The sequence below is a fragment of the Streptomyces sp. NPDC057682 genome (genome assembly GCF_042799575.1).
Classification (GTDB): domain Bacteria; phylum Actinomycetota; class Actinomycetes; order Streptomycetales; family Streptomycetaceae; genus Streptomyces.
This window is the reverse complement of the sequence record NZ_JBHVIN010000019.1, coordinates 169,713-188,254: the sequence shown is the minus strand read 5'-3', so window position 1 is coordinate 188,254 and position 18,542 is coordinate 169,713. Positions and strand designations below refer to the sequence as shown.

15 protein-coding genes are annotated in these 18,542 nt (G+C 72.5%); 9 read left to right on the top strand and 6 right to left on the bottom strand.

The features are described from left to right. Positions 1–20 precede the first annotated feature (20 nt). Positions 21–1,466, top strand: a complete 1,446-nt coding sequence (locus ACFVDM_RS30775) for a glyceraldehyde-3-phosphate dehydrogenase (protein WP_383648018.1) — start codon at positions 21–23, stop codon at positions 1,464–1,466. Between the two features lie 120 nt (positions 1,467–1,586). Here the strand turns inward: ACFVDM_RS30775 and fusA are convergent, their stop codons facing one another. Continuing rightward, positions 1,587–3,680: an elongation factor G gene (gene fusA / locus ACFVDM_RS30770; RefSeq protein ID WP_383648016.1), complete on the bottom strand. Its 2,094-nt coding sequence runs from the start codon at positions 3,678–3,680 to the stop codon at positions 1,587–1,589. A 490-nt stretch (positions 3,681–4,170) separates the two neighbouring features. Here fusA and ACFVDM_RS30765 point away from each other — a divergent pair, with 490 nt between their 5' ends. Beyond that, the gene (locus ACFVDM_RS30765) at positions 4,171–5,514 is read left to right on the top strand and encodes a hypothetical protein (RefSeq protein WP_383648014.1); all 1,344 of its coding nucleotides are present in this window, start codon (positions 4,171–4,173) and stop codon (positions 5,512–5,514) included. On the opposite strand, the gene ACFVDM_RS30760 is transcribed toward ACFVDM_RS30765, so the two are convergent. Both ACFVDM_RS30760 and ACFVDM_RS30755 read right to left on the bottom strand, forming a co-directional pair. Then, positions 5,499–5,804, bottom strand: coding sequence for a hypothetical protein (locus tag ACFVDM_RS30760; RefSeq protein ID WP_383648012.1), 306 nt, complete (start codon positions 5,802–5,804; stop codon positions 5,499–5,501). The two genes, ACFVDM_RS30765 and ACFVDM_RS30760, sit on opposite strands and share 16 nt — an antisense overlap. A 109-nt stretch (positions 5,805–5,913) precedes the next feature. Then, positions 5,914–6,831: a DUF2510 domain-containing protein gene (locus ACFVDM_RS30755; RefSeq protein WP_383648009.1), complete on the bottom strand. Its 918-nt coding sequence runs from the start codon at positions 6,829–6,831 to the stop codon at positions 5,914–5,916. 258 nt (positions 6,832–7,089) lie between these two features. On the opposite strand from ACFVDM_RS30755, the gene ACFVDM_RS30750 reads away from it, so the two are divergent. From ACFVDM_RS30750 to ACFVDM_RS30735, 4 genes are all read left to right on the top strand, one after another. After that, a complete protein-coding gene (locus tag ACFVDM_RS30750) occupies positions 7,090–8,331 on the top strand; it encodes a cytochrome P450 (protein WP_383648007.1) in 1,242 nt (413 codons plus the stop codon). 137 nt (positions 8,332–8,468) lie between these two features. After that, entirely contained in the window at positions 8,469–9,209 is a 741-nt protein-coding gene (locus ACFVDM_RS30745; protein WP_383648005.1) for a class I SAM-dependent methyltransferase, read from the top strand. A gap of 63 nt (positions 9,210–9,272) precedes the next feature. Further along, positions 9,273–9,674 carry a DUF4440 domain-containing protein gene (locus ACFVDM_RS30740; RefSeq protein WP_383648003.1) on the top strand — a complete coding sequence of 134 codons (402 nt, stop codon included), beginning with the start codon at positions 9,273–9,275 and terminating at the stop codon, positions 9,672–9,674. Between the two features lie 101 nt (positions 9,675–9,775). After that, positions 9,776–10,537, top strand: coding sequence for a FadR/GntR family transcriptional regulator (locus ACFVDM_RS30735; protein ID WP_383648001.1), 762 nt, complete (start codon positions 9,776–9,778; stop codon positions 10,535–10,537). A gap of 17 nt (positions 10,538–10,554) precedes the next feature. Here the strand turns inward: ACFVDM_RS30735 and ACFVDM_RS30730 are convergent, their stop codons facing one another. Continuing rightward, a complete protein-coding gene (locus ACFVDM_RS30730; protein WP_383647996.1) occupies positions 10,555–12,231 on the bottom strand; it encodes an L-lactate permease in 1,677 nt (558 codons plus the stop codon). A 347-nt stretch (positions 12,232–12,578) separates the two neighbouring features. Here ACFVDM_RS30730 and ACFVDM_RS30725 point away from each other — a divergent pair, with 347 nt between their 5' ends. The 3 genes from ACFVDM_RS30725 to ACFVDM_RS30715 are packed head-to-tail and all read left to right on the top strand — an operon-like array spanning position 12,579 to position 15,519. After that, entirely contained in the window at positions 12,579–13,346 is a 768-nt protein-coding gene (locus ACFVDM_RS30725; RefSeq protein WP_383647993.1) for a (Fe-S)-binding protein, read from the top strand. After that, the gene (locus ACFVDM_RS30720) at positions 13,343–14,890 is read left to right on the top strand and encodes a LutB/LldF family L-lactate oxidation iron-sulfur protein (RefSeq protein ID WP_383647990.1); all 1,548 of its coding nucleotides are present in this window, start codon (positions 13,343–13,345) and stop codon (positions 14,888–14,890) included. The genes ACFVDM_RS30725 and ACFVDM_RS30720 overlap by 4 nt, the downstream gene beginning before the upstream one ends. Next, on the top strand, positions 14,887–15,519 hold the full coding sequence (locus ACFVDM_RS30715; RefSeq protein WP_383647988.1) for a lactate utilization protein C: 633 nt from the start codon (positions 14,887–14,889) through the stop codon (positions 15,517–15,519). The genes ACFVDM_RS30720 and ACFVDM_RS30715 overlap by 4 nt, the downstream gene beginning before the upstream one ends. Before the next feature lie 50 nt (positions 15,520–15,569). Here ACFVDM_RS30715 and ACFVDM_RS30710 read toward each other — a convergent pair whose 3' ends face one another. Beyond that, positions 15,570–17,471 carry a DUF2264 domain-containing protein gene (locus tag ACFVDM_RS30710; protein ID WP_383647985.1) on the bottom strand — a complete coding sequence of 634 codons (1,902 nt, stop codon included), beginning with the start codon at positions 17,469–17,471 and terminating at the stop codon, positions 15,570–15,572. Beyond that, entirely contained in the window at positions 17,468–18,508 is a 1,041-nt protein-coding gene (locus ACFVDM_RS30705; RefSeq protein WP_383647982.1) for a hydroxyacid dehydrogenase, read from the bottom strand. Before ACFVDM_RS30705 ends, ACFVDM_RS30710 begins: the two co-directional genes overlap by 4 nt. Positions 18,509–18,542: the final 34 nt, after the last annotated feature.

Genomic DNA, 18,542 nt, shown 5'->3' with positions numbered 1-18,542 from the left:
CTAGCTCGAAAGATAAACCTGTGACTGTCAATGACGACTCGTTCACCAACTGGAAGAACCGCGAGGAGATCGCGGAGTCGATGATCCCGATCATCGGGAAGCTGCACCGGGAGAGGGACGTCACCGTCCTCCTCCACAGCCGCTCCCTGGTGAACAAGTCGGTGGTGAGCATCCTCAAGACCCACCGCTTCGCCCGGCAGATCGACGGCGAGGAGCTCTCGGTCACCGAGACGCTGCCCTTCCTCCAGGCCCTCACCACGCTCGACCTGGGCCCCTCGCAGATCGACATCGGCATGCTCGCCGCCCTCCACAAGGCCGACGACCGCGGTCTGTCCGAGGCCGAGTTCACCGCCGACGCCGTCGCCGGTGCCACGGGCGAGAACAAGATCGAGCGCCGCGAGCCCCGCGACGTCGTGCTGTACGGCTTCGGCCGCATCGGCCGGCTCCTCGCCCGGCTCCTCATCGAGAAGGCCGGCTCCGGCAACGGACTGCGGCTGCGCGCCATCGTCGTCCGCAAGGGCAAGGGCCAGGACATCGTCAAGCGCGCCTCGCTGCTGCGCCGCGACTCGATCCACGGACAGTTCCAGGGCACCATCACCGTCGACGAGGAGAACAACCGGATCGTCGCCAACGGCAACGAGATCCAGGTCATCTACTCCGACGACCCCACGTCGGTCGACTACACGGCGTACGGCATCGACGACGCCATCCTGATCGACAACACCGGCAAGTGGCGCGACCGCGAGGGCCTCTCCCTCCACCTGCGTCCCGGCATCGCCAAGGTCGTCCTCACGGCCCCGGGCAAGGGCGACGTCCTCAACGTCGTGCACGGCGTCAACCACGACATGATCAAGCCCGACGAGCAGATCATCTCCTGCGCCTCCTGCACCACCAACGCGATCGTGCCTCCGCTGAAGGCCATGGCGGACGAGTACGGGGTGCTGCGCGGCCACGTCGAGACGATCCACTCGTTCACCAACGACCAGAACCTGCTGGACAACTACCACGGCTCCGACCGCCGCGGCCGTTCCGCGCCGCTCAACATGGTGATCACGGAGACCGGTGCCGCCTCGGCCGTCGCGAAGGCCCTCCCGGACCTGGAGGCGACCATCACGGGCAGCTCCATCCGGGTGCCCGTGCCGGACGTGTCGATCGCCATCCTCAGCCTCAAGCTCGGCCGCGAGACCACCCGCGACGAGGTCCTCGAATACCTCCGCGACGTGTCGCTGACGTCGCCGCTCAAGCGGCAGATCGACTTCACGACCGCCCCCGACGCGGTGTCCAGCGACTTCATCGGCTCGCGGCACGCCTCCATCGTGGACGCGGGCCCCACCCAGGTCGACGGCGACAACGCCATCCTCTACCTCTGGTACGACAACGAGTTCGGCTACTCGTGCCAGGTCGTCCGGGTCGTCCAGTACGTCTCCGGCGTGGAGTACCCGACGTTCCCCGTTCCGGCGAACTGACCGCCGGACCCCAGGCCCCGGTGGCCCGCTCGCACGAACGGGCAGGCCACCGGACTTACCTCGCAGGTCCCGCAGGGGCCGGTCCCACCCGTGACGGGCGGGGCCGGCCCCTGCCGGTGTTCAGCCGCCGGAGCGGGCGACGGACGCCGCCGGAGCCGGGGCGTACCCGGCCGTCCGGGTGGTGAACGTGCCCCGGCCCTGCGTACGGCTGCGCAGCGCCGTGGCGTAGCCGAACAGCTCGGCCAGCGGCACGGTCGCCGTGACGACCACCGCACCGGCCCGCGCCTCCGAACCGGACACCCGGCCGCGCCGCGCCGCCAGATCGCCGAGCACCCCGCCCACCGACTCGTCGGGCACGGTCACGGTGACCTCCGCCACCGGCTCCAGCAGCACCATGGCGCTGGCGCGCAGCGCCTCCCGCAGAGCGAACCGCCCCGCCGTACGGAACGCCATCTCCGAGGAGTCCTTCGGATGGGTCGCGCCGTCGGTCAGCGTCACCCGCAGCCCGGTGACCGGATGGCCGCCGAGCGGACCCTCCGCCAGCGCGTCCCGGCAGCCGGCCTCGACCGCCCGTACGTACTCCTGCGGCACCCGGCCCCCGGTCACGGACGAACGGAACGCGAACTCCGCCCCGCCCGCACTCCCGTCCTCCTGCGCCTCCCACGGCTCGACGTCGACGACGACATGGGCGAACTGCCCCGCGCCACCGTCCTGTTTGACATGCCGGTACACCAGACCCGACACGCCCCGCCCGACCGTCTCCCGGTAGGAGACCTGAGGACGGCCGACCCGCAGCTCCAGTCCCAGATCCCGGCGGATCTTCTCCGCCGCCACTTCCAGATGGAGCTCGCCCATGCCGGAGAGCACGGTCTGACCCGTCTCCGGATCCGTGCGCACCAGCAGCGAGGGGTCCTCCTCGGCCAGCCGGACCAGCGCGGCCATCAGCCGTTCCGTGTCCGTGCTCCGCCGTGCCTCGACCGCCACCGAGACGACCGGATCGGCCACCACGGGCGGTTCGAGGACCAGCGGGGCGTCCGGCGCGCACAGCGTGGTCCCGGCCCGCGCGGCCTTCGGACCGATCACGGCGACGATGTCCCCGGCCACCGCCGTGTCCACATCGACATGGCGGTCCGCCCGGACCCGCAGGATCCGGCCGATGCGCTCCGTACGCCGCGTTCCGGCGTCCAGCACCGATTCCCCCTTCCCGACCGTGCCCGAGTACACCCGCAGATAGGTCAGCCGGCCCGTCGGGCCCGCGCTCACCTTGAACGCCAGTGCCGCGAACGGTGCCGCCGGATCGGCGGCCCGCTCCTGCTCCCCGTCACCGGCCGCGCCGCGTACCGGCGGCACGTCCAGCGGCGAGGGGAGGTACGCGACGACGGCCTCCAGCAGCGGTTCGACCCCCCGGTTGCGGTACGCCGAACCGCACAGCACCACCACGCCCTCACCGGTCCGGGTCAGCTCCCGCAGGGCGGCGGCCAGCGTCGTGTCCGCGAGCGCCGCACGCGCGCAGAACTCCTCCAGCGCCTCCGGATGCAGTTCGGCGACCGTCTCCTCCAGCAGCCGCCTGCGCCGCCCGGCCTCGTCCCGCAGCTCCTCGGGAACCTCCCCCTCCTCGTACGTGTCCCGGCCGTCGGCCCAGACGAGCGCCCGCATGCGGACCAGGTCCACCACACCGGTGAAACCGTCCTCCCGGCCGATCGGCAGCTGGACCACGAGCGGAACGGTCCGCAGCCGGTCCCGGATCGAGGCGACGGCCGCGTCCAGGTCGGCACCGGCCCGGTCCAGCTTGTTGACGAACGCGATGCGGGGCACCCCGTACCGGTCGGCCTGGTGCCAGACGGACTCGCTCTGCGGCTCCACGCCCGCGACGGCGTCGAAGACGGCGACCGCCCCGTCGAGCACCCGCAGCGAACGCTCCACCTCGTCGGCGAAGTCGACGTGCCCCGGTGTGTCGATGAGGTTGATGCGGTGACCCGCCCAGGAACAGGTCACGGCCGCCGCGAAGATGGTGATCCCGCGGTCGCGCTCCTGGGAGTCGAAGTCCGTGATCGTGGTGCCGTCGTGGACCTCGCCGCGCTTGTGGGTCGTGCCGGTGGCGTAGAGGATCCGCTCGGTGACGGTCGTCTTGCCGGCGTCGACATGGGCGAGGATGCCCAGGTTGCGCACCCGGTCGAGCGGGCTGGTGAGCTTGCGGTGGGGTTCGGTACGCACGGTCCGTGCCTTTCGGGGTGATCCGGAAGAAGACGGCGCGAATGCCCGGACGAAGCGGCCCCGCCGGGGCCGGAGGATCCCCTCGACCGTCGCGCGGCACGGCGTCCCAGGCCGGTGCCGCAGGAGACGGTGCGTCAGGAAGCAGGTGGGGATCAGGCGTTCGTCAGGGTGTCCGGGGCCGGCCGCGCAGCCGGCGCCGGGCGGACCTGGACACCAGGATCACCTCGTACCGCGACGGGGGAACGACGACGGCGGTGCGCTCACGCATGGCCGGTCTCCCCTCGATGATCACGGTGTGCACGGCGGCGAGCTGCCGCGGTGCGGGTGCGCAGCGAGTCTAGGGAGCCGGGCGCGGCGGGGGAACCGGTTTTCCGGCGCTGTGGCGGTCCCGTCGCCGTACGGGGACGAACCCGTGGCGCGCGGCGCGCAACCATGCCGTCTCCCGGGGTGTCACTTCAACGACCGCCGAGTGCCGAGGAGGTGAGCGCCCGTGGTCCGCACGCTCCTGCCGCTCCTGCGCGCGGCCGCAGGACGCGACGGCCGGCGGCCGGGCACCGCGCTGCTCGTCGCCGCGCTGATCCGTGTGTCCTCGCCCCGCTGGGTGCTGCTGCGGCCCCGCCCGCTCGGCGAACGGCTGGCCCTGAACGCCGAGGCGGTACGCCTGTCCCGGTGGGCCGTCGGCCGCGAGCGGTTCAACCACGCCGCACTGCTGGCCCGTTCGCTGGTGCTCCGCTCCGGACTCCTGCTCGACGCGGAACGCTACGACGAGGCGCTGACCACCGCCGACGAGTCCCTGGCGGTCCCGGACCTCCCCACCGCCGCCCGTCCCACGGCCTACGCCGAACTGGTCCGCGCCCTCTGCCTCGCCTCCCTGGGACGGCTCGACGAGGCGCTGACCGCGGCCGACCGAGCCGAGGCCGCCTACCGGACCGCACCGCCCCGGGGCACCGGCCGACGCCCCGGCAGTCTGGTCGCGGCCCTGCGCGCCCGCGCCTGGGTGCTCGGGCGGCTGGGCCGCACCACCGACTCCGTCGAGGCGTACCGCCGGTGCCGCGCGGCGTTCGAGGAGGCGAGGTTCCTCGAACAGACGAGACTGCACGCGCTGGGCGCCAGGGCCCTGGGGGAACTGACCGGCGCGCTGCGGGCACTCGACCGGTTCGGGGAGGCGGTGGAGACGGGCGGCAAAGCCTTGGAACAGCTCACCCCCCTCATGCTGAGGGTCGCACCGGAGCTGGCCGCCCTGCGCGCCGCCCTCCTGGTGGACCTCGCCCGGTGCCTGGACGCGACCGGGGAGCCGACCCGCGCCCGTGCCACGGCCGAGGAAGCCGTCACGGCCTGCCGGACCCTGACCGGCCCCGGCGACGGGGCGCTGCTCCTGCTCGCCCTGGACGGACTCGCCGGTCACCTCGAACGGGCGGGGGAGCACACCCGGGAACAGGTCCTGCGCGAGGAACACCTGGCTCTCTGCGCGCAGTTGGTCGCCGGCGGCTCCGTCGGCCACGAGCCCGTGCTCGTCGAGGCCCTCGACTCCTTCACCGGTCACCCTGCCGACGAGGACGGGGAGACCGGAGCGCGTCCGGGCGCCGCGACCCGCTCGGTGCTCGCCCCCGCGCTCGCGCGGATCGCCGTCCGCCACCTCGACGCGGGCCGGACCGACGAGACGGTTGCGGCCCTGCGCCGGCTGTGGGATCTCGAAGGCCGCACCGAGCGGCCCGACGCCCACGCGGTCTGCGCCGTGGCCTTCGCCGAGGCCCGGCGGAACGAGGCCGTCGTGCGGGCGTGGCAGCGGGCCACGGACCGGCCGTGGCCGGTCTTCGTCTACCGGAAGCGCTGACCCGGGCGGCGCCGCCCCGATCGCGGGCGCCGCGACAGCCCGCGCGGCGCCGACGGCCGCCACCGGCGGGCGCTGCGCAGGGCGCTGCGCCCGCAGTCGCGCCATTCGGCGGGCGAGACACCCGAGCCCTGGGGATTGCGGGTGATCAGCGCGTTGACCGGGGTGTGCGGGTCGAGTGCCAGGGTGCGGGCCATCAGGACACCGATCACCAACGGGGCCAGGCTGACGGCCAGTGCGGTGCCGGTGCCGGCCATCTTCCGGATGCGCGGGCGGGGTGCTTCGGGAGCCATGGCCCCATTCCAGCGCCGACCGGGCACGGCGGGATGGGGCGGCGTACTCAGACCGGACGGCCCGGGTACTCACCCGGGCCGCTCCGCCTGTCGTCGTGGCCGGTACGCGCTACGCGTTGGTGCCGGGGCCCGATCCCGTGCCCGAGGCCGCCTTGATGCCCTTGGTGATCTTGTCCAGATCGGACAGGGCGGGCGCCTTCGGATTGATGTCGAAGCCGGAGCGGACGACGATCAGCATGTCGGGGGAGTGCGGCGAGGGGAAGGCCAGGGACTCCACGTATCCGTCGTCGCCGGTCTTCGTCACCACCTGCCAGCGCACCCGGTAGCCCTGCTGTCCGGCCACGGTGACGCTCTCGGACTTCAGCTGCCGGTGCGAGGTGATGCCACCGTAGATCTTCTCGCCGTACGACTCCTCGGCGTTGGCCGCGATGTCCTTCTCGGCCGTCGCCTTCGCGGTCTTCGTGGTCAGCTTCAGCGCCGCCGCCGGAACGGAGAACACCCCGCCGCGCACACAGCTCTCGCCGCTGTCGCCGGGGCACTTGTACGTGCCGGTGGTCACCCCGGCGCCCATGCCCGACTCGCCCTTCCAGCCGTCGAGGACCGGGATGCTGATGCCGCTCGCCAGGTCGGTGGCGTAGCCGTCCTCGGTCTTCGGGAGCTGCTGGTCGGGGGCCTGGTTCCCGCCGCCGTTCCCATTGCCTCCCCCGTCCTCGCCACCGCCCCGGCCGCCCGGTCCGCCGGGCTGCCGGCTCGGCGCGGAGGAGGGGCCGTCGGACGGGGCCGAGGCCTTCGCGTCCGACGCCGTGGAATCGTCGTCGAGGAGCACGACTCCGCCGCCGATGGCGGCCAGGACCACCACGGCCGCGGTGATGCCGACGCCGATGCGTATCCGGCGGCTGCGGACCGCGGACGGCGGGACCCTGAGGTGGTCGGTCCACTGCGTGCCGTCCCACCAGCGCTCCTGGAGGGGGCCATAACCTGTGTACCCGGGGTCTGGATGCCAGCCGGGCGGGCTCGTCTGCGTCACGCAGGCCACCGTATCCGGGCTGCGTGAGAATCCTATGAATCGGGTCGGACGGGCCAAGGTCCGCGCACCGCGGCCCGGCCCGCCCCCCGGCGGGGGTGATTTCGGGCCACTCCTGTCCGATGTCACGATTGTCCGCTTCGGTGTCTTGTCGGTGCGCGGTGCCCCGCGCATGCTGGTGCCCAGTCACCCGGCGTCGCCCCGTGTGCGTCGCGGTGGCACCGTCGCCACGGCCGAGGCACGTCAGGGAGAGGGACCCGCATGGAATCCGGACGCTGCCCCGTCCTCGACTCGTCCGGCACCCGCCTCCACGCCGAGGCCGCCCGGCTCCGTACCGAAGGCTCCGCGACCCTCGTCGGGCTGCCCGGCGACGTCGTCGCCTGGTCGGTGACCCGGCACGACGTCGTCCGCCGGCTCGCCGCCGACCGGCGGGTCTCCCGCGACGCCCGGCAGCACTGGCCCGCGCTCGCCGCGGTGCCCCAGGAATGGTCCCTGAACGTCTGGGTGCGCGTGGTGAGCGCCTTCACCTCCTACGGCGACGAACACCGCAGGCTCCGCAACCTCATCGCCACCGCCTTCACACCCCGGCGCACCGAATCGCTGCGCCCCCTCGTGCGCGCTCTCGTCGACCGGCTGATCACCGGCCTCCGGACCACTGCCCCCGGCGAGAGCGTCGATCTGCGGGCCCGGTTCGCCTATGTGATCCCCACCGAGGTCATCTGCGATCTCTTCGGGGTGCCCGCCGCCATGCGGGCCCGGGTGCGGCGGGTCATCGACGCCGCGCTCGACACCGGTGCCCCGCCGGAGCGCGCGGCCGCCGACTACGGCGAACTGCTCGCCTGCATGGCCGATCTGATCGCCGCCAAACGCGCGGACCCCGGACCGGACATGACGAGTGATCTGATCGCCGCCCGCGACGGCGAGGCGAAGCTCGACGAGGAACAGCTCGTCTCCACCCTCCTCCTGATGATCGGCGCCGGATCCGAGACCGCCGTCAATCTCATCTCCAAGGCCGTCGTCGCCCTGGTCACCCATCCGGATCAGCTCGCCCTGGTGCGCTCCGGCGGGATCGGCTGGGACGCGGTGATCGAGGAGACCCTGCGCCTCGAAGCACCCATCATGCACATGCCGTTGCGCTACGCGGTCGAGGACATCGACCTCGGGGACGTGGTCATCAGGAAGGGCGAGGCGATCCTCCTCGCCTTCGGCGCGGCGGGCCGCGACCCGGCCCTCCACGGCGACACGGCCTGCGAGTTCGACGCCACCCGCGTCTCCCCGGACCATCTGGCCTTCGGTCACGGCGTCCACTTCTGCCTGGGCGCGCCCCTGGGCCGGATGGAGGCGGACATCGCGCTACGGGCACTGTTCGACGCCTTCCCGGACCTCGCCCTGGCCGTACCCGAGGGCCAACTCCGCCCGCAGGCCTCGTTCATCGCCAACGGATACCGTGAACTGCCGGTGGTCCTGCGGCCGGTGGCCGCGCCGGCGGACGCGCGCCGATGACGTGCGGGTGCACGGCCGGGCGCACCGGTCCGGCCCGTATGGTCTAGACAATTGATGCGGTCGCTCGCTAGCATCCGCCGCGAAGCGGCCCGCCGCCGACGACCGCGCCGGGCCGGGCGCGGCAGGAACGAGGAACCATGGAAACGACCGCTGCCGACCGCCAGTTCGCCGAGGACTACCGGCACGCCCGCGAGATACCGCGCGACGGACTCACCGCCTGGCGCGCCGCCGTGGCCGCCGAGATCGATCTGCGCCCCGGCAGCACCGTCGTGGATGTCGGCGCCGGAACCGGCGCCTTCGCCTCCGCGTTCGCCGACTGGTTCGGCGCCCGGGTGTTCGCCGTGGAGCCCTCCGACGCCATGCGCGCGCTGATCCCGCGCACCGACGACATCTCCGTGCACGACGGCCGCGCAGAGGCGCTGCCCCTCCCGGACGACTGCGCCGACGCGGCCTGGCTCGGCTCCGTCGTCCACCACATCGGCGACCTGGAGGCCGCCGCGGCGGAACTGCGCCGGGTGCTGCGGCCCGGCGCCCCCGTCCTCGTCCGCAACTCCTTCCCCGGCCGCTGCGCGCGTGATCTGCGGGTGCGCTTCTTCCCCGGTGCCGAACGCATCGTCGACGGATATCCGACCGTCGAGGAGACCTGCGCGGCCTTCGCCACCGCCGGCTTCTCCCGGGTCGCCCTGCACGCCGTACCGCAGGAGAGCGCGCCGAGCCTGGCCGACTTCGCGGACCGGATACGGCGCGACACCGACGCCAAGCTGCGCGGCCTCACCGATGCCGAATTCGAACGCGGCATGCTGCGGCTGCGCAGCGCCGCCGCCGGGGAACCGGGCCGGCCGGCCGTCAGCTGGATGGACCTGCTCGTCCTCTCCTGACCCGACGCGACGTCCGGCGAAACCGCCGTGCGCCCGGAGCGGGCGACCGCCTAGGGTCACCGCATGGACCGGATGAACCGTACGACCGAGAACGACGAGGCGGCCGTCCGCGCGGCCGTCGCGGGCGAACTGCGGCTGCTCGACCCGCGCGTGCGGGCGTCGGACGCCGAGGTGACCGCCCTCCTCGACCCCGAGTTCCTGGAGTTCGGGGCCTCGGGGCGCCGCTACGACCGCACCTCTGTCCTGGCCGTCACTTCCGCCCCCGACGACGGCACCGGGCCGACCGTCACCAGCGAGATGCGTGGTGTGCGCCTGGCCCCGGACATCGTCCACCTGACCTATGTCGCGCAGCACGGCGACCGCCGGGTCCGGCGCAGCTCCGTCTGGCGCCGTTCGCCGGACGCCGGCTGGCGCATGTACTTCCACCAGGGCACCCCGACCCACGGGGGACACCCGCCCGCCTGAGGTGCGTACGGCGGTATGCCCTTACTCCGGTCCGACCACATGATCTGTGTGACATAGTCGGATTCATGGATTCAGGCCGGAGCGGGGAACAGGGGCGGCGGATGCCTGTCGAATGGCAGCCCGTACGGCAGTCCCGCACCCATGAACTCGTACTGCAGAGCATCGAGGAGCAGGTCTTCGCGGGGAAGCTGCGGGCCGGCGACCGGCTGCCGCCCGAGCGCGAGCTGGCCCCCGTCTTCGGCGTCAGCCGCTCCGCCCTGCGCGAGGCCCTCCGGGTCCTGGAGACCATCGGCGTGCTGGTCGCCCAGCCCGGCCGGGGCCCGGACTCCGGGGCCCGCATCGTGCGCAACCCCGACGACGCGCTCGGCCGGCTGCTGCGCCTCCACTTCGCCCTCGGCAGCTACAGCCTCCACGACGTGATGGAGGCCCGGGTCGCCCTGGAGCGGGCCAGCTTCGCCGCCGCCGCGACGCACGCGGCCGAGGAGGACCTGGCGGAGGCCGGTGCCGCGGTCGACGGCATGGCGCGTGCGGACATCGCGCCCGAGGAGTTCAACGAACTCGACACCCAGTTCCACGTCAGGGTGGCCAGCAGTTCCGGCAACGCCCTCACCTCGACGTTGACGGCCGCGGTGCGCGAGTCCGTACGGCCGCTCATTCTGAAGGCGCTCGAAGAGGTCGACGACTGGCCGGCCACCCGGGCCGCCCTGAACGGCCAGCACGCGGAACTGCTCCGGCTGGTGCGCGCCGGCGACGGGGAGGCCGCGGCGGACCTGGCCGAACGCCATATCCGCGGCTTCCACGGCACGCTGGTCGACGAGGACCGGACCGGTGCCGCCGGCGACGGGGCCGACGGCACCGCGTAGCACGGGGGCCCGCCCCGTTACGGCAGCATCCAGGACAGGACCGGCGTGGACTGGAGGTAGACCAGCACGCAGAGGATGGCCAGCATCCCGATGCTGTATCCGGCCACCTTGCGGAGCAGGATGCGTTCCGAGCCGGGCATGCCCACGGCCGTCGCCGCGATCGTGAGGTTCTGCGGGCTCACCAGCTTGGCGACCACACCGCCCGAGGTGTTCGCGGCCACCAGCAGCGTCGGGTCGATCCCGGCGGTCTGGCCTGCGGTCTGCTGGAGATTGGCGAACAGGGCGTTGGCCGAGGTGTCGGAGCCGGTCACCGCGGTGCCCAGCCAGCCGAGTGTTGGTGAGAGCAGGGCGAACAGGCCGCCCGCCGTCGCCAGCCAGGTGCCGATGGCCACGGTCTGGCCGGACTGGTTCATCACATAGCTCAGTGCGAGCACGGTGGCGACGGTGGCGATGGCGACCCGCATGTTCTTCAGCGTGCGGCCCGCGGCGGACAGCGCCATGCCGCCGGTCATCGGATAGCTGTCCCGGTCCTTGGCGAACCGGTAGACCAGCGTGACCAGGATGCCCGAGAGGATCAGCAGGGTCCCGGGGTTGCCCAGCACCTCCAGCTTGTAGATCGCGCTGGAGGACGGCTCGCCGCCTTTCGTGAGCAGTTCGCCGTAGAGTCCGGGCCACTCGATCGTCAGATTGGCGTGGGCGAGCAGCGCCGGCACGTCGATCCCGCCGACGTTCAGTTTGGCCAGCGCGAAGATGACGATGACCAGCAGGTACGGCAGCACGGCGTAGACGACGCGGTGCCGGGTGAGCGTCTCCGTCTCGACCTGCGAGCGCTGGTCGTCGGGGGTGGCGGGCTTCCAGAAGCGCAGCATCAGCACGGCCGCGCCGAACCCGGCGAGCGAGGCGACGACGTCGGTGAGCTCGTACGCGAAGTGGCCGGAGCACCAGAACTGGGCCAGCGCGAAGACCGCTCCGGTGACCAGGGCGATCGGCCAGAGCTGGCGGATGCCCCGCGTGCCGTCCACCACGAAGAGCAGCAGCAGCGGAACGAACAGCGCGAGCAGCGGGGACTGGCGGCCGATGACCGCGGCGATGTCGTCGGCCGGGATGCCCGTCAGATTGCCCGCTGTGGTGACCGGGATGGCCATCGCGCCGAAGGCCACCGGCGCCGTGTTGGCGAGCAGGACCGTCACCGCCGCCTTGACCGGCGGCAGGCCGAGCGCCATCAGCATCACGGCCGTGATGGCGACGGGCGCGCCGAAGCCGGCGAGCGCCTCCAGCAGGCCGCCGAAACAGAACGCGATCAGCATGGCCTGGACGCGCAGATCGCCCCGGCCCACCGAGCTGAACGAGCGGCGCAGGTCCTCGAAGCGGCCGCTGACGACCGTCAGCTCGTAGAACCAGATCGCCGCGACGACGATCAGCATCACCGGGAACAGGCCGAAGACGAGCCCCTGGGAGGCGGAGAGCAGGCCGAGCCCGACGGGCATCCCGAAGCCGAACACGGCCACCAGCAGGGCGGTCGCCACCGAGCCCAGGGCGGACACCAGCGCCGAACGCTTCGCCACCATCAGGAGCACGAAGAACATGGCGAGAGGGATGAGGCTCACCAGCGCGGTGGCCACGAGGCTGTCCGCGACGGCATGGACGTCCGGTGTGTACGAAGCAAGCACGGTGGCGGGTGGTGCGGAGGCCACGGGATGACTCCTCGCTGAGTGGTACGGGGCGGGGCGGAGCGAGCCGGGGGAGGGGTACCGGATCCCCGTCCCGGGGAGCGCGGGGGCACATGAGTGCACCGGCGGCGCGAGGTGGGGGGTGGCAGCCGACAGCTGGTTCCGCGATCAGTAGGACACTGCATATGTCGTATGTCAATAAGGTCTGACCAATTGCCGAGTAGTTCACTTTCCGACGGAGCGAAGGTGTCAAAGGGGAGAAAGCGCTTGCTCGCCCGGGGTTGAGCGGGAAATCGACGGCGCTTCACCCTCGGAGAATCGGACGGAGGGTAGTATGGTCGGACCACAACTTGCGACCCGGGGAGACTCCTATGCGTATCGGACTCTTCGCCACCTGTCTGGGAGACACGCTCTTCCCCGAGGCGGTGAAATCCACCGCGGTGCTGCTCGCCCGCCTGGGCCACGACGTGGTGTTCCCGCCGGGGCAGACCTGCTGCGGCCAGATGCACGTCAACACCGGCTACCAGCGCGAGCCCGTGCCCCTGGTCCGCAACTTCGCGGAGCAGTTCGGCGACACTTCCATCGACGCCGTCGTCATGCCGTCCGGCTCCTGCGCGGGCTCGGTCCGCCACCAGCACGAGATCGTCGCCGAACGGTACGGGGACGCGGCGCTCCGCGCGGGCGTGGCCACCGTCAAGGCGAAGACGTACGAGCTGTCCGAGTTCCTGGTCGACGTGCTCGACGCCACCGACGTCGGCGCGTACTTCCCGCACCGCGTCACGTACCACCCCACCTGCCACTCCCTGCGCATGCTCCGGGTCGGTGAGAAGCCGCTGCGGCTGCTGCGGGCCGTCGACGCGATCGACCTCGTCGAACTGCCCGAGGCCGACGCCTGCTGCGGATTCGGCGGCACCTTCGCCGTCAAGAACGCCGACACCTCCACCGCGATGCTCCAGGACAAGATGCGCAACATCGCCACCACGGGCGCCGCCGTGTGCACCGCCGGGGACTCCTCCTGCCTGATGCACATCGGCGGCGGACTCTCCCGGATCAGGTCCGGCACCCGCACCCTGCACCTCGCGCAGATCCTCTCCTCCACCCGCACCGCGCCGTACGCCCCGACGGAGGCCGCCCGATGAGCAGCAGCACCTTCCTCGGCATGCCCGCGACCCCGCCGCGCTCCCCGTACGGCACCGGCAACCTGCGCGGCGACCGGAAGTTCCCCAAGGCCGCCCACGACGAACTGGGCAACGAGCAGCTGCGCCGCAACCTCGGCCGCGCCACCCACACCATCCGCGCGAAGCGGCTGGCCGTCACCGCCGAACTGCCCGACTGGGAGCGGCTGCGCGACGCCGGTTCGGCCATCAAGACCGACACCATGAACCGCCTCCCCGAACTGCTGGAGGAGCTGGAGCGCAAGGTCACCGAGCACGGCGGCACCGTCCACTGGGCCCGCGACGGCGTCGAGGCCAACGAGATCGTCGCCCGGCTGGTCAAGGAGACCGGCAGCGACGAGGTCATCAAGGTCAAGTCGATGGCCACCCAGGAGATCGGCCTCAACGAGCACCTGGAATCCGTCGGCATCACCGCGTACGAGACGGACCTCGCCGAGCTGATCGTGCAGCTCGCCCACGACAAGCCCTCGCACATCCTCGTGCCCGCGATCCACCGCAACCGGGACGAGATCCGGGAGATCTTCCTCAAGGAGATCCCCGGCGTCGACCCCTCACTCGACAACGTCCCCGCCCACCTCGCCGCCGCGGCCCGCGCCTATCTGCGCGAGAAGTTCATGACGACGAAGGTCGCCGTCTCGGGCGCCAATTTCGGCATCGCGGAGACCGGCACCCTCTCCGTCGTCGAGTCCGAGGGCAACGGCCGCATGTGCCTGACCCTGCCCGACACCCTCATCACCGTGATGGGCATCGAGAAGGTCCTCCCGCGCTTCCAGGACCTGGAGGTCTTCTTCCAGCTGCTGCCGCGCTCCTCCACCGGCGAGCGCATGAACCCCTACACCTCGATGTGGACCGGCGTCACTCCCGGCGACGGCCCCCAGACCTTCCACCTGGTGCTCCTCGACAACGGACGCACGGCGGCCCTCGCCGACAAGGTCGGCCGGGAGGCGCTCAACTGCATCCGCTGCTCGGCCTGCCTCAACGTCTGCCCGGTGTACGAACGCGCCGGCGGCCACGCCTACGGATCGACCTACCCCGGGCCCATCGGCGCCGTCCTCACCCCCCAGCTCGCCGGGATGGACGCGGCCAAGGACGACCCCAACAGCTCGCTCCCGTACGCCTCCAGCCTGTGCGGCGCCTGCTTCGACGCCTGCCCCGTCAAGATCGACATCCCCTCGCTCCTGGTCGAACTCCGCCACCAGCACACCGAACAGGCCGGAACCACCGCGGAGAAGCTGGCGATGAAGGCGGCGGCCGGGGTCATGGGCCGGCCGGCCCTGTTCACCGCCGCACAGAAGGCGTCCGGGCTCGGCCGCGTCATCGCCGGACGCGACGGGAAGATCTCCCACCTGCCGCCACCGTTCAACGGCTGGAGCGACAGCCGCGACACCCCCGCACCGCCCAAGGAGACCTTCCGCTCCTGGCTGGCCTCCGACGAGGGCCGCGCCACCATGCGGGCCGCGGCGGCCGAGGCACCCGTACCGAACCGGCAGCAGGAGGAAGAGAAGTGACGACCGCCCGCGCAACCGTACTGGGCCGCGTCCGGGACGCACTGGCCCTCGCCCCCGCGGCCGGCACCGAGGTGCCGCGCGCCTACCGCACGGGCCGCACCCTCCCCGACGACGAGTGCCTCGCCCTCTTCACCGACCGGCTCGTCGACTACAAGGCCCGGGTCCGCACCACCACCGCGGACCGCACGGCCGAGGTCGTGGCCGACGTGCTGACCGGTCTGGAAGCCCGCCGGATCGGCGTCCCCCCGGGGCTCGACCCCCAGTGGCTGACCGCCTACGACGGCGAGGTCCAGCAGGACTCGGCCGACATCCCGGCCCCCACACTCGGCGGCCTCGACGGTGTCGTCACGGCCTCCGCAGTGAGCTGCGCCGAGACGGGCACGATCTTCCTCGACGGCTCGCCCGACCAGGGACGCCGCGCCCTCTCGCTGGTGCCCGACCTGCATGTGTGCGTCGTCGATCTGTCGACGGTCGAGGTCGGCGTACCGGAAGCCGTGGCACGGCTGGTGCCGGAGCGGCCGACGACCCTGATCAGCGGCCCATCGGCCACCTCGGACATCGAACTCGAACGCGTCGAGGGCGTGCACGGGCCGCGCACCCTGGTGGTCGTCATCCGTACCGACGTCTGAACCCGCGGGGTGTGCGGCGGTCGGGCCGCGCACCCCGCTCCCGCCCCTTCTCAGCCGTGGCTGACGGTCACCGGGCCGAAGACGATCCGGGTCCTCGCCGCGTCCTCGGCCCAGGTCACCTCGACCGCGTCGCCGTCGACCCGCACTGCGCTCACCACCGTGTCGAGACCGGCCGCGTCCGGTTCGGCCGTTAGCGAGGCGAGTGCCACGAGGACCTTCGTGCCGTCGGAGTCCGCGCCCAGCCGGGGAAGTACGGCCCACGGGGTGTACGCCGTGCCCTGAGGGGCACGGATCTCGTCCCGCTCCTCCCACCCGTGCAGACCGTGCAGCGACGAGGTGAGCCCGGACTCCGGGCCGGTCGCCCAGCCCGTCTCCTCGACCCGGGCCCCGGGCGGAGCGCAGCACACCCGGTGCACCCGCAGTTCGTAGCGGCCGCGCACCACCGTGACGCTCTCCACACGCAGCCCCGGCTCGGTCGACGCTCCGTGCGGGAACACCGGCATGTGCCAGGACGCGGCCCAGGCCCAGCCGTCACCGCCGCCCGCGCCCAGCGGACGGATCGCGCGGCGCCTGCTGCGCAGACCGTCGACGACCACGGCCAGATGGTTGTCGGCGTCGTTGGCACGCGCGGTGGGGCCCGTGACCGTCGAATACGCGTGACGGCTGTACAGCGGATCGTCCTGCGCCGCGAGTTCGCCCTCGTGCGGCCGGAGGTGGTCGCTGCCGTGGTTGTGCAGCCGGACGATGCCGTCCGCCCGGGTGGACTGGACGAGCAGCCCGGGGGCCGGCAGGGCGAGCACCCGGTCGGGGCCCTCGGCGGGTGCGGCCTCCTCGGTCGCCGTCCACAGCGGGTGGTCCGCCGGAGCGAGCAGCGAGACGAAGGCCTTGGAGGCCCAGTAGGGGGACGAGGGGCCGGAGTAGGGCTGGAGCGTCGCCTCGTGCGGTCCGTGCCAGCCGAGGCTCAGCAGACCGTCGGTGCCGGCCGCACCCCGGTCCAGGAAGTAGCGCAGCGCTCCGCTGATCACCCGGCGCGAGGCCCCCGCCGTCAACGGGGTGTCCCCGGTCACCGCCCCGAGCCCGACCGCCGCACCCGCCGCGAAGCGGTAGGTCAGCGACCGGCCGAAGTACACCGGCGCCCCGTCCCCGCCGAACAGCAGGCCGAAACTCTCCAGATGCTCGCGCAGCCGCGCCCCGTACAGCGCGGCGGGCTCCGCTTCGCCGGACAGATACGCGTCGAGCACCGGATAGAGGTGCAGCGCCCAGCCGTTGTAGTGGTCGAAGGCGCGGCCGTCGCCGTCGGCGTACCAGCCCTGTCCCCGGTACCAGACCTCCATCAGCGCGCGTGCCCGCTCCCGGGCGCGCGCCGTCTCGGCGTCGCCCCGGCCCACGGACTCCAGGAACCCGGCCACCGTGTACGGGAACAGATACCAGTTGTTCGCCGCGGGCGTGTGCCGCAGCGCGCCCCTCAGCCACTCCTCGGTGCGGTCCTGCACGGCCGGGTCCAGCCGGTCCCAGAGCCACGGGCGGGTCAGCCGCAGCCCGATGGCGACCGAGGCGGACTCGACCATGGGCTGGCCGAAGACCCTGTGGTCCCGGATCAGCGGCCAGGACTCGGCGTCGTCACGGCCGGGTGTACGGGTGCCTGCGGCGAGCCCGTCCGCGTACCGGCCGATCCAGCCGTGCGGGTCCGCGCCGCCGGCCCCGGCAACCCGGAACGCGGCCGCCAGAAAGGTGCGCGCGTACCCTTCGAGACCGTCGGACCGCACCCCGGAGGCGGACGGGCGGCCCGGCAGGTCCAACAGCGCTCCGCCGGGGGTGGCCCACCGCCAGGCGGCCTTCAACAGGCCGTCGGCGGCCGCCTCCCAGTGCGCCCGGGTGTAGCCGGTCCGTGGGCTGAGTACCCGGTCGTCGGCGGGGAGTTCCAGCGGGACGTGCGGATGCGGAGCGCTCATGCGAGGAACGCCAGCCTTTCGCGTCGTACGGGATGGGCGAAGCCGTCGCCTGCGGCCCAGCGCTCCGTCTCGGCGATCGCGAGATCGACCAGGCGCTGCCATTCATTGCCCTGGGAGCCCGCCAGATGCGGGGTGATCAGGGCGTTCTCGCAGTCCCAGAGCGGGTGCCCGGCGGGCAGCGCGTCGGGGTCGGTGACGTCCAGGACCGCCCGGATCCGGTGCTGCCGGAGTACGTCGACGAGCGCGTCCTGATCGACGACCGCGCCCCGGGCGGTGTTGACGAGCACGGCGTCCGGCCGCATGGACAGCAGGAGTTCACGGCTGACGAGCCCGCGCGTCGCGGGCAGCAGCGGGGTGTGCACGCTCACCAGGTCGCTCTGCGCGAAGAGTTCCGGCAGCGTGACCGATCGGACGCCCAGCTCTTTCGCTTCCGTTTCGGAGACGTACGGATCGTGCAGTAGGACCCGGAGGTCGTAGGGACGCAGCAGCTCGACGACCCGGCGCCCGATCAGCGAGGCGGACAGGATGCCCACGGTGCGACCGTAGTTGCCGAGGGCGGGCGAGGTGGTGAGCGAGTCGTCGCGACGGCGTTCGGTCCGGTAGGTGTGTGCGCGTTCCAGGGCCCGCTTTCCGGAGAGCAGGATCATCGCGACGGTGTACTCGGCGACCGGGAGCGCGTTGGCCGCGGCGGCCGACGAAACCTCGATGCCGCGCTCCCAGCAGGCGTCCGTGATGTGGCCGCGCACGCTGCCCGCCGTGTGGACCACGGCACGCAGCCGCGGCGCGGCCGCCAGCACGGCGTCGTCCAGAGGCGGACAGCCCCAGCCCGTGATCAGCAGTTCGGTGTCCGCGAGCACGGCCCGCGCCCGGTCGGTGGTGAAGTCGTCGAGTACGGGCAGCGGCGCGAGTTCGCACACCCGGGACAGGGCCGCCAGCGCGTCGGGGCCGAGCAGCGCGGTCGCGGTGTCCGCCCGCATGGCGAGCGCGGCGCGCGGCCGGTGGCCCGCGTCGGCCGGGACGGGAAGGGTGCCGGTCATCGTTCTCCTCCGCGGCTTCCGATGTGAAGTCACA